General features: G+C 54.8%; 9 protein-coding genes. 6 read left to right on the plus strand and 3 right to left on the minus strand.

Annotated elements, in window-relative coordinates; all coding sequences use genetic code 11:
- Positions 1-574: 574 nt before the first annotated feature.
- Complete coding sequence (locus LIO98_RS03665; protein WP_291953435.1) at positions 575-967, minus strand: helix-turn-helix transcriptional regulator; 393 nt, start codon at positions 965-967, stop codon at positions 575-577.
- 574 nt (positions 968-1541) lie between these two features.
- Here LIO98_RS03665 and LIO98_RS03670 point away from each other — a divergent pair.
- The 6 genes from LIO98_RS03670 to phnW all read left to right on the plus strand — a co-directional run bounded on the left by LIO98_RS03670 (position 1542) and on the right by phnW (position 9784).
- Positions 1542-3983 (plus strand): Ig-like domain-containing protein, encoded by a 2442-nt coding sequence (locus LIO98_RS03670; protein WP_291953436.1) that lies wholly within the window; start codon positions 1542-1544, stop codon positions 3981-3983.
- A 197-nt stretch (positions 3984-4180) separates the two neighbouring features.
- Positions 4181-5233, plus strand: a complete 1053-nt coding sequence (locus LIO98_RS03675) for a putative 2-aminoethylphosphonate ABC transporter substrate-binding protein (protein WP_291953437.1) — start codon at positions 4181-4183, stop codon at positions 5231-5233.
- 10 nt (positions 5234-5243) lie between these two features.
- A complete protein-coding gene (locus LIO98_RS03680) occupies positions 5244-6212 on the plus strand; it encodes an ATP-binding cassette domain-containing protein (protein ID WP_066743601.1) in 969 nt (322 codons plus the stop codon).
- 2 nt (positions 6213-6214) lie between these two features.
- Positions 6215-7864, plus strand: coding sequence for a putative 2-aminoethylphosphonate ABC transporter permease subunit (locus LIO98_RS03685; protein ID WP_291953438.1), 1650 nt, complete (start codon positions 6215-6217; stop codon positions 7862-7864).
- A complete protein-coding gene (gene phnX, locus LIO98_RS03690; RefSeq protein ID WP_291953439.1) occupies positions 7861-8655 on the plus strand; it encodes a phosphonoacetaldehyde hydrolase in 795 nt (264 codons plus the stop codon). The genes LIO98_RS03685 and phnX overlap by 4 nt, the downstream gene beginning before the upstream one ends.
- Positions 8648-9784, plus strand: a complete 1137-nt coding sequence (gene phnW / locus LIO98_RS03695) for a 2-aminoethylphosphonate--pyruvate transaminase (protein ID WP_291953440.1) — start codon at positions 8648-8650, stop codon at positions 9782-9784. The genes phnX and phnW overlap by 8 nt, the downstream gene beginning before the upstream one ends.
- Here phnW and LIO98_RS03700 read toward each other — a convergent pair.
- Positions 9781-11037 (minus strand): DUF4147 domain-containing protein, encoded by a 1257-nt coding sequence (locus LIO98_RS03700; RefSeq protein WP_291953441.1) that lies wholly within the window; start codon positions 11035-11037, stop codon positions 9781-9783. The genes phnW and LIO98_RS03700 overlap by 4 nt on opposite strands.
- Positions 11009-11230 (minus strand): hypothetical protein (locus tag LIO98_RS03705; RefSeq protein ID WP_291953442.1); only part of this gene is annotated, 222 nt, incomplete at its 5' end. The genes LIO98_RS03700 and LIO98_RS03705, both read right to left, overlap by 29 nt.

Here is an 11230-nt window from a genome sequence, read left to right on the forward strand (position 1 = left end):
GTGGCGTAAGACGCGGGATGTTCGTCCGGTCCCATGCCGAACCCGGCAGTTAAGCCTCTCATCGCCGATGGTACTACGGAGGGTATCCGTGGGATGGCCAGGGAGCCAAATCAATGCTTTTCTGATTTGTGCGAGGTCGGCTAGTTTGTCCACCATGGCCAGGGAGCCAAAAGGCCGGTTCTGCCTTTTGTGCGAGGTCGGCTAGTTTGTCCACCATGGCCAGGGAGCAAAATCAGTGCTTTTCTGATTTGTGCTAGGTCGGCTAGTTTGTCTGTTAGAGTAGGTCGCCGCTGGAATTAATTTGAAGAACGGCCCTGAGGGTAATCCTCAGGGCTGTTTTTGTGTCAATCATTATGTGTGAGAGGAAAATAGCGTTTTTTAGTGTGGAATGTTTTTTCTTTCTGCGTTTTGTCATTTCTCTTTAAAGACGCTTTCCTATATCAAATTCTTTCGGATTTTTTCCTCCGATGTCCCTATTATGGGAGAGCAGAGGGGCAAGTTCAACTAAGACGTTTTATCGAATGGTATTAAAGAATAATACCGCCGCAGCGGTTTTTTGTAAAAAATGACTTCGCTATCTCTTGTCTCTCATAAACTCCGAAAGCTTTTTCAGGTCACGGACATAGGATAGGACCTTTATCTTTTCCTCCATTGCCAGCTCGGCTACCGCCGTGAAAATCTCCCGCGTGATGCCGTTTGCCGCCGCGATATCGCCGCTGTCATCCGTATACTTAAGAAAAGGGCACTCTATCTGCCTCTCTTCCCTTATATCTTTTTTATTATCTTCGCCAATCAGCGAAACGAGAGAGACCTCAAGCGCTGCTGCGATCTTCTCCAAAGTTTTCAGAGATGGGCGTTTCTTCCCGTTTTCGATCTCGGAGATATAACTTACCGAGAGATCGACCCTTTCCGCGAGGTTTTCCTGTGTCAGCCCCTGGGCTATCCGGTACTTTTGAATCTTCCACATTAGACAAGCCCCTTTCTTCTACCAATTTACTTAGAAAAGAGCTAAATTACTATTATCAATAATCGAAATATCATTAATATTGAGCGAAAATATTAAAACTATATTGACTTTAAGCGAATATACATCTACTATAACCGAAGAAGAGACGAATGTAATCCATAAAATACGAAGGTACATCTATGCGGTTTTGGTGTATTTAGATGTTTTGTTGTCTTAATTCATAATGAGTTTTTAAGTGTTCAATATCCGCAAAATAGGAACGAATAATAAACAGCGGCATCAGGTATATGCGAAAAAACGGAACAAACCGGCTGCCGGTACGCAATATTGAGAGGGGAGAGACTGTGAAGCAGAGGGCGTTATATATAACTTTTTTCATATCGCTCGCCATATCCGCGGGCCTGTTCTTTTTTCTTGCAGAGAGCATGGCCGTGTTGTGGCCGCGTTAATGAACTTAAAAGGTTGGAAGTCTATTTTATCTTTGCGAGGGAGGGGAAGATAAAAGGTTTTTTATCATGAGGGTTTTGTAACGGCAAAGAAGGGGTAACAAAACAAAGAAAGGGGAAATATGAGAATGACGAAGTTAAGAAAGTACGGAATAATTTTTCTTGTGTTGCTGATGGCGCTGATGTGTGCGCCGATGGCTATGGCGGCGGATACGGAAGCTCCCGAATGGTTGAGCAACGCTTTTAAAAATGGGGGAAAATTAGCCTTATCGGAAGACGTTTCTTTTGATAAAGGGCAGTTGACCTTATCGGCAGATATACCGCTTGACCTTGACTTGAACGGACATAGTATTGAGTGGACCGCAAGTGGCGATTTAGCTGGTGATAACAGATTTGCGATAGTAGTAAAAGAAGGAAACACACTTAATATTTCCGACACGAGTGCGGAAAAAAAAGGAGCTATCATAGCTAAAAAGGGTACTTTTGTAAAACATAACGACGGAGCCAGGGCCATAGCGAACTATGGCACGGTAAACATCAGCGGCGGTCTCATCGAGGGCGAGTATTCCGCTATGTATCTCTACGCCAATTCTAATCCAAGCAGTGGAGATTCAAATGTAGTTGCCATTATGGATGGCGGCGAACTGCGAGCTGAAACATACGCGTTGGTCGTGTTTGGCAAAACTGCATCTTTCACCCTGAATAATGGTACGATAGAGGCAACCTCTGGAGACGGCTGTGCTATTTCTGGTAACAGCAGCAATACGTCGACCGTAAATCATGGTGGAACTGAGATAACAATCAACGATGGCGAAATTATTGGCGGAACCAAGGCAGAAGGAGCGGGAATCTATCATCCTCAGTCTGGGATGCTCTATATTTACGGTGGGAAAATATCGGGATACGACGGTATTCAGATGAAAGCCGGCACTCTTGTGATGGAAGGCGGAAGTATAGAGGCGACTGGAGATGCTGTAGAACAGCCGTATACGAAAGAGGGAGACGGTACTCATGCTACCGGGTCCGCGCTTTCTTTGCTTTCACAGGGAGCGGCAGACTCGTCGTATAAAGGAGATATTGAGGCTACGATTTCTGGCAATTCGGAGCTTAAGAGCGGCAATAATTATGCTGTTGTAGAGGCCTTTGCTAACGAAGGTACTGCCCTAAAAGTTAAGGGACTTACCATAGCGGGTGGAGTATTTATCGGAGGCAAAGATGCACTCAAAATAGATAACTTAAAAGAGAACATCAGCGTTATCGGTGGCACCTACAGCAGTGATCCTAGAGATTACGTCAGAGAGCCCTATGTTGTAAAGCCAACGGAAAATACGTATACCGTGGTCTTAGCCGGCGTCGTTGTCACTCCGGACACCGCGGAACTTGTACTTGACTTTGCATCGGGGGCAAAATTGACGGCTTCCAGCGATATTACTGAAGATTTCGAGTGGGTTTCGGAAAACGAAAGCGTCGTGACTGTTGACGGTAACGGCAATATCACCGCCGTAGGAGCGGGTACGGCCAATGTAACGGCGACCGGCGTTATAAGCGAGTCTGTCAATAAGTGCGTGGTTACGGTACGCAAAGCGGCCCCCGTAAGCGTGACCCCAGCCAATATGGAATTGAAGATCGGTGAAACCGGCAAAGTAGAAGCCAAATATGACGCAAAAGACAGCGTATCTTGGAGCAGCAGCAATCAAGCTGTCGCCACTGTCAAAGACGGCACAGTGACGGCCGGCAAAAAAGCGGGAGTTGCTATCATTACTGCCAAGGGACTGTATACCTCCGCGGCCTGTACGCTGACGGTCATTGATCCGGTTACCCCTGATCCGACTCCGACTCCGGCCCCCATCGACCCTGGTACCGTAGGGAAAGATAAAAACCCCGTCAACAACGAAAAAGACAAGCCTGAAAACGTAGAGGCGGCGACACCGGCCATTAAGGAAGCGACGGAGGACGCGAAAGACGAGATCGCTAATACGACGAATATCAAAAAAGAAAATCTCGTCGCCACCGCCAACGGCACGCTCACGATCAGCCCAGTGCTCGCCAAGAGCGCGCTTGAAGAGGTGATGTCCGCTGACAAGGAAGTTGCGCCGAAAAACGTGGTCCTGCTTCCAATCGTATCCACTACCGTAAAAGCGAAGAATGTCGCAGCGATGGCATTTTCGATGACCGGCGCGCAGCTGGGCGCTGAAGAAGGCACTGTCGCGGGAGACGTGAAGATAATCAAGGTACTGGCAGACGGCAAAGGCGCACAGTTCGGCTACGCTTCGTCGGCGGCTGGATATCAGGACGAGACATTCACACTCAAGGACGCGAACGACAAGACACTCGCCCTGACGGATAAGGTCGTAAAGACCTCGGACTATAAGCTGATAATCTTTGTGGCCGACGGCGGAAAATTTGACCTGGACAAGACCCCGGGCAACGTAGTCGACCCGATAGCGGTAGCCACCAACAAGGCGACACCGGCTCCGACCCCGCACAGCAGTTCCAGCGGCTGTAACGCGGGATTCGCGGGACTTCTTCTGCTTGTCGCGGTTCCCTTTATTTACCGCAGGAAGAGGTAATGTAACGGACGCGAAGGACGATGTAACTAAGAGGCAATAGCACAAGAAACAGGCCGCCGGAGGGGTTTTCTCTCCGGCGGCTTTGTTTATGCCGTTACATATTTTTGTATTGCCGTTACCTTTGCGTAACCCAGACGAAAAGCATCCGTAACTTTGTGGTGGTTAAATTAAGCCAACACATTGAAAGGATGATTTTAATGATTAATTTATCGGATCAAATTGGAAAAGCCTGGAAGTTCGCGCTGCTGCTTATCGTCGTGACCGCGGTCTTTGCCGCCGTGGCGTCGCACGCGGCAGGTAAGGAGCTTATCGTCTATACGGCGCTGGAGAACGAGCAGATCAATAAGTACCTTGCCACCTTTAAGGAGGCGAATCCCGATATAGATGTGAAGATAGTCCGCGACTCTACGGGCATTATCACGGCGAAGCTGCTCGCCGAGGGCGCGAATACGCCCGCTGATGTTGTCTGGGGCACGGCGGCCTCCAGCCTCCTCGTACTTGAAAAGAGAGGCCTTATTGAACCCTACGCGCCGAAGGGGCTTAACCGCGTTGAAAAGATGCTGAAGGATACGGCGAATCCGCCGGCATGGGTCGGCATCGATGCCTGGGAGTGCGCGATCGTGGTGAACACCGCCGAGGCGAAGGCCCAGGGGCTGCCCGCGATAAAGTCGTACAAGGACCTTCTCCGCCCCGAATTTAAGGGAAAGATCGTCATGAGCAATCCCAACTCATCGGGCACCGGCTTTCTCGCCGTCTCGGGAATTCTCCAGCTGATGGGCGAGAAGGCGGGTTTTGAGTATCTCGACAAGCTCCATGAAAATATCGCGCTCTATACGCATTCCGGCTCCGCGCCCGCTAAAAAGGCCGCCTCGGGTGAGTTCCCCGTCGGTATCTCCTACGGCTACGCCGGTGTGAACCAGAAGAAGAAGGGCGCTCCCGTGGAGGTAGTATTCCCCGTGGAGGGTAGCGGCTGGGACGTCGAGGCCAACGCGCTGATCAAGAAGAAGAGTATCAAGCCCGAGGCGAAGAAGTTCCTTGACTGGGCCATCTCTGACAGGGCGATCAACGCGCTGAAGGACGACTACGCGATCACGGCGGTGAAGGTTGGCAGCGCGATCCCCGAGGGTTATTCAAAGGACCCGCTCTCGCAGCTCGTGAAGAAGAACGACCTGCGCTGGGCCGCCCAGAACCGCGACCGTCTGCTGAAAGAGTGGGCCTCCCGTTACGAGGGCAAGACGGAAGCGAAGTAGGGGAACATCGATGACGACTCTCCGGGCGATAAATATTACCAAGAGATTTAAAGGCATGACGGCTCTCGACAGGGTGAGCTTCGAGATACGCGACGGAGAGTTCGTCTGCATATTAGGCCCCTCCGGCTGTGGCAAGAGCACGCTGCTGCGTTCGCTCGCCGGGCTGGAGGCCATAGATGAGGGAAGTATAGAGATCGGGGGGCGCGATGTGACCTGCGCGCCCCCTTCGGAAAGAAACTTCGGAATAGTCTTTCAGTCTTACGCCCTCTTTCCGAATCTAAATGTTGAGGAGAATATCGCCTACGGCCTTTGGAATAAGGGGCTCTCCAAAGATGAGGCCGCGGAGCGCGTCGCCGGTATAATTGAGACCACGGGGCTCGGCTGTCACAGCAAGAAGTATCCCCAGCAGCTTTCGGGCGGGCAGCAGCAGAGGGTCGCCATCTGCCGCGCGCTGGTGCTGAACCCGGAGTTTTTGCTCCTCGACGAGCCTCTGTCGGCGCTTGACGCGAAGGTGCGTCTCAAGCTCCGCAAGGAGATCCGCCAGATTCAGCAGCGTTTCGCGATCACGACGATCATGGTCACGCACGACCAGGAGGAGGCCCTTTCGATGGCCGACCGCATCATCGTTATGAACGAGGGGCGCATCGAACAGATGGACACGCCGCAGGCGCTCTATGACGCTCCCGTCAACGGCTTCGTCGCCGACTTCGTCGGCACGGCGAATTTTGTCGGCGCGGACAGGGCGATCCGCCCCGAGAGCCTCTGTCTCAGCAAATCGCTGTCGGACAACACGATCCAGGCCGAGGTCTGCGATGTGGAGTACCGCGGGGCCTTTTACCGCATAGAGGTGGATACGCATGTGGGGCATCTGATGGTAGATATCCCCTCGCAACAGAGCGACGCGAAGGTTTTACGGCTCGGCAGCCGCCTCTATATAGATATTCCGCAGGATAAGGTCATAATGCTCAAGAGCGCCTAACGATGAGAAAGATAAAAAACGCCAACAGATCCGAGACCGCGCTTCTCGCGATAAATTTATGTCTGCTCTTTACAGCCGTCGCCGCGCCGATGGCTGTTCTTTTTGCGAAGGCCTTCACCGATTTTGACGGGGCCTATATCGGGTTCGCGAACTTCCGTGAATATTTTTCCTCGCCTCACCTCGTTGGGGCGCTATGGAATTCGCTGGAGATATCGACGGCGGTCTCGCTTCTGTCGCTGCTGCTCGCTTTTACCTACGCCTACGCTCTGACGCGCGCGGCTGTCCCCGCGAAGGGACTATTTAAGTTTCTCGCGCTGCTGCCGCTCTGCGCGCCGACGATGATGTTCGGCATCGCGCTGATCTACCTGATCGGCAATAAAGGGGTCGTCACGATGATGGGGCTGAAGCTGCCGCTCTACGGGCCGCTGGGGATAATCATATCAGAGGTGGTCTACACCTTCCCGCAGGCCTTTCTGATCCTCTATATCACGCTCTCTTATACCGACAACCGCCTTTATGAGGCGGCGCGCGCGATGGGGACGCGGCCTATGCGGATATTGCGCACGATCACGCTGCCGGGGGCGAAGTTCGGCCTTGTCAGCGCCTTTCTCGTCGCCTTCAGCCTCTGTTTCTCCGACTTCGGCGCGCCAAAGGTGGTAGGGGGTAATTACAGCGTGCTGGCCACCGATATCTATAAGCAGGTGATCGGACAGCAGAATTTTGGGATGGGCTCGGTCGTCGGGCTGCTGCTGATGATCCCCGCGGTGGTAATGTTCGTCACCGAACGTCTCACGGCGAGCGAGAACAGCGTCACGGTCAGCTCGCGCAGCATCGCCTACCGCGTGATCCCCTCGCGGGGACGCGACGCGGCGCTTACGGTCTTCTGCACCGCCGTCGCGGGGTTTATCCTCGTACTCTTCGGCGCGGTGCTCGCCGCTTCGCTGATAAGGGCCTGGCCCTATAATATGGCGCTGACCTTCGAGCACTTTACGGTAGACAGTCCCGCGACGGGAGGCATCAGCTCCTTTTTTAACAGCCTTGTCACCGCTTTGCTGACGGCGCTCTGCGGTACGGTATTTGTATTCATGAACGCCTGGCTGGTGGAGAAGAGCACCGCGAACCGGCTGCTGCGGCAGGCAGACAATCTCTTTTCTCTGATACCGCTGGCGCTGCCGGGGCTCTCAATAGGCCTGGCCTTCATCTTCTTTTTCAATATGGAGGGCAACCCGCTGAATTTCATCTACGGTACGGCGGCGGTGCTGGTGCTCGCGAACATCGTCCATTTTTATTCGGTTCCCTATGTTACGGCCTCTTCGGCGCTGAAAAAGCTCGACCGCGAGATAGAGGCGGTCGCCGCCTCGATGGCCGTGCCGTCATACAGGACGCTCTTTAAGGTCACGGTGCCGATGTGCCGCGCCGCGATCTTTGAGACGGCGCTCTATTTTTTTGTCAACGCGATGGTTACGATATCCGCGGTGGTTTTTCTATATCCCGCGGACTTTAAGCTCGCCTCGGTGGCGATCGTCAATATGGAGGACGCGGGGGATATCGCGCCCGCCGCGGCGCTCTCCGTCCTCGTCATTCTCGTCAACGTGGCGGCGAAATTACTTTACGAATATATCTTTGTGATGAAAAGGAGCGGCAACAGATGACAAACTGCGGAAAAATCAAATGCGTGATCCTTGACTGGGCCGGTACGACGGTGGATTTTGGCTCGATGGCCCCGCTTAAGGTCTTTTCGGAGATCTTTGAGCAGCGCGGCCTGCGCCTCGAGATGGATGAGCTGCGCGCGCCGATGGGGATGCCGAAGCTCGAGCATATTCGCGAACTGCTCAAAATGGAGCGCCCGGCGCGGCTATTCAGGGAGAAATATGGACGCGCGCCGATAGACGACGACGCTCTGGGGATCTACGCCGCCTTTGAACCGGCGCTCATGAATATACTCCACAACTTCTCCGAGCCGATAGAGGGGGCCTGCGCCGCGGTGCGGGAGCTCCGTGAGGCTGGAATAAAGATCGGTTCCACCACCGGCTATACGAGAGAGATGATGGATGTCATCGAGCCGCTCGCGAAGGCGGCGGGCTACGCGCCGGACTGCGTCGTGACGCCCGACGAGGTCGCCGGTGGGCGGCCGGCGCCGTGGATGATATTCAAGAATATGGAACGTCTCGGCGTTTATCCCCCCTGTTCGGTGGTAAAGGCGGGGGATACGGCGGCGGATATCCGCGAAGGCAAAAACGCCGGTGTGATCAGCATCGGCATCTTAAAGGGAAGCAGCGAACTGGGCCTTACGGCTTCGGAGTTCGGGGCGCTCTCCGCGGAGGAGATCGAGGACAGAAAACAGGCCGCGCGGGAGCGTTTTTACCTCGCGGGGGCCGACTATGTGCTGGAGAGTATCAAAGAGCTTCCGGCTTTTGTAAAGGAGATCGGTAAGGATGAATGAAAATAGATATCTGCTGCTGACGCCGGGGCCGCTTACGACCACCGCCGCCGTCAAGGAGGCGATGCTTCGCGACTGGTGCACCTGGGACAGGGATTATAACGACGTCGTAGAGGATCTGCGGCGCGGGCTGGTGGAGATGGCGCTGCGCGACCGCGCCGAACGCGCCAATTATACCTCCGTGCTGATGCAGGGCAGCGGCACCTTTGCCGTGGAGTCGGTGATCGGCAGTGTGATTCCGCGGGGCGGCAAACTGGCGGTGCTCTCGAACGGCGCATACGGCAGGAGGATAGCGGAGATCGCGGGAATCTTGAAGATATCCGCCGTCGAGCTGCGTTTTGACGAATGCGAGCGCCCCGACGCGGCGATGCTGGCCGATATGCTGGTGGACGATCCGGCGGTGACGCATGTCGCGGTGGTTCACTGCGAGACCACGACCGGTATCCTGAACGACATCGAGAGCGTTGGCCGCGTCGCGAAGAGCTGCGGCAAAAAGTTTATCGTTGACGCGATGAGCAGCTTCGGAGGCATTTCTCTCTATATGGACGACCTTGACATAGATTTTCTGATCAGCAGTGCCAATAAGTGCATAGAGGGCGTACCCGGCTTCGCCTTCGTCATCGCGAAGCGCGCGGAGCTGGCCGCATGCGGGGGACGCGCCCGCTCCCTTTCACTTGACCTCTACAGCCAGTGGAAGACGATGGAGGAGCACCGCGGCAAGTGGCGTTTTACCTCGCCGACGCACGTCGTCGCCGCCTTCGCGGAGGCGATGCGTGAACTCAAAGAGGAGGGCGGCGTCGTCGCGCGCAATATGCGCTATACCGCCAACCGTGACATGCTCATCCGCGGAATGGATGAGCTGGGTTTCCGGGCGCTTCTTCCCGATGAGCTGCGCTCGCCGGTGATAACCTCTTTCCTCTATCCGGAGGGAGTCGGTTTTGATTTTACTGATTTCTATGAGTCCCTTAAACGGGACGGTTATGTGATCTATCCCGGAAAGCTCTCCGAGCGCGACACCTTCCGCATCGGAAACATCGGGGATATCCGGGAGGAGCAGATAACGGGACTTCTCGCCGCCGTCGAAAGGTACGTCAAGCGGCTGGAAAATGAAGCCCCGTCTCTCTGCGCTTAGCGGCCGACCAAAAGCAGCATCAGGTCGTTGACGTTGGTACCGGTTGGCCCGGTGACGATCAGCGAACCGTCTATTTCCAGGGCGCGGTTTGAATCATTATCCGCCAGCAGCGCCGCGGGGTTCGCGCCCCTTTTTGATATAAGGTCCCATGTCGAGCCGTCGGTCATCCCCCCGGCGGCCTCGGTGGGGCCGTCTGTGCCGTCGGAGCCGCAGGAGACAAAAACCATCCCCTCGACGCCGGCGAGATATTTCGCCATTATCAGCGCCAGCTCCTGATTGCGCCCGCCAAGCCCCTTGCCTTTAAGGCGCACGGTGGGCTCGCCGCCGAATATGAGGGCGCAGGGACGGCGATAGGGCGAGTCCAGCGCGCCGGCGAGCTTCGATGCGCCGTATATCCGCTTTGCAAGCTCCTCAATATCCCCGTCGACGGCGTCGTCGATGATATAGGCATTATAGCCTAGCTCTTCCGCGCGCCGCGCCGCGGCTTCGCAGAGGATACGCACGTTGGCGGCCATCACCGTCGTCACGTTTGGCGTGTCGACAGGCTTCTGTCCTTCGATTACCTTATCGTCTATGCCGAGTGAATATTTATCGTTTATATGGCGTATATCCTCCGCGCGCGCCGGGTTGGGGGCGGCGGGGCCGGAGGCTATCGAGCCGAGGTCGTCGCCGAGCACGTCGGAGAGGACGATCTGATAGATTTTCGACGGCGCGCAGTGCCTGGCGAAACGTCCGCCTTTGACGGCGGAGAAGAGCTTCCGAATGGTGTTTATCTCCTGTATGTCCGCGCCGCAGGCGAGCAGTCTGCCGTTCAGCCCGCGCATGTATTCGAGCGTCACGCCCGGCAGCAGGGATTCAAAGAGAGCGGAGCCGCCGCCGGAAACTAGAAAAAGTACCGCACGTCCTTCGCTCTCTCTTTTAGTCAGCTCCAATGCTGCCTTCGCCGCCTCAAGACCATTTTCGTCAAGGATCGGATGACCGGCTTCGTATATCGAAAGGTTGGCGATCGGTCCTTCCGAATGTCCGTATTTCGTAATGACTGCCCCGCAGGCTATCCGTTCGCCAAGCTCGTCGCGGGCCGCCTTCGCCATCCTCCAGGCCGCCTTGCCAATGGCGACGAGAACGAGCTCCTCCGCGGGCCTCATCTCACGCAGAGCCCTGCGAACCGCCTCTTCGGGCATCGCCTCCCGCAGCGCGGCTGTATAGATTTTCTCGGCGTCTTTTCTAAGCGTGGAATTTGTAATGTTGACCAACCCCGTTCATATTGATTGAAAGATAGACTAACAGCAGGATATCACAAAAAGGAAAAAATTTCAGTGGCGTATGTGCGTAATGCCGTGGCAAACACAGATTTTTTTCGGGAGGGGAAAGAGAGATAAATAGCGGTTTAGCTTTTGAATTTGCCCTTGAAGGCGCCCTCTCTGAGGGAGCTCCCCGCAAAGCGGG

This window comes from Cloacibacillus sp., assembly GCF_020860125.1.
Taxonomy (GTDB): domain Bacteria; phylum Synergistota; class Synergistia; order Synergistales; family Synergistaceae; genus Cloacibacillus.

Excerpts from the sequence above, each read along its gene's own strand:
- LIO98_RS03665 (WP_291953435.1), bottom strand. The coding sequence starts at position 967 with ATGTGGAAGATTCAAAAGTACCGGATAGCCCAGGGGCTGACACAGGAA.
- LIO98_RS03670 (WP_291953436.1), top strand. The coding sequence starts at position 1,542 with ATGACGAAGTTAAGAAAGTACGGAATAATTTTTCTTGTGTTGCTGATG.
- LIO98_RS03675 (WP_291953437.1), top strand. The coding sequence starts at position 4,181 with ATGATTAATTTATCGGATCAAATTGGAAAAGCCTGGAAGTTCGCGCTG.
- LIO98_RS03680 (WP_066743601.1), top strand. The coding sequence starts at position 5,244 with ATGACGACTCTCCGGGCGATAAATATTACCAAGAGATTTAAAGGCATG.
- LIO98_RS03685 (WP_291953438.1), top strand. The coding sequence starts at position 6,215 with ATGAGAAAGATAAAAAACGCCAACAGATCCGAGACCGCGCTTCTCGCG.
- phnX (WP_291953439.1), top strand. The coding sequence starts at position 7,861 with ATGACAAACTGCGGAAAAATCAAATGCGTGATCCTTGACTGGGCCGGT.
- phnW (WP_291953440.1), top strand. The coding sequence starts at position 8,648 with ATGAATGAAAATAGATATCTGCTGCTGACGCCGGGGCCGCTTACGACC.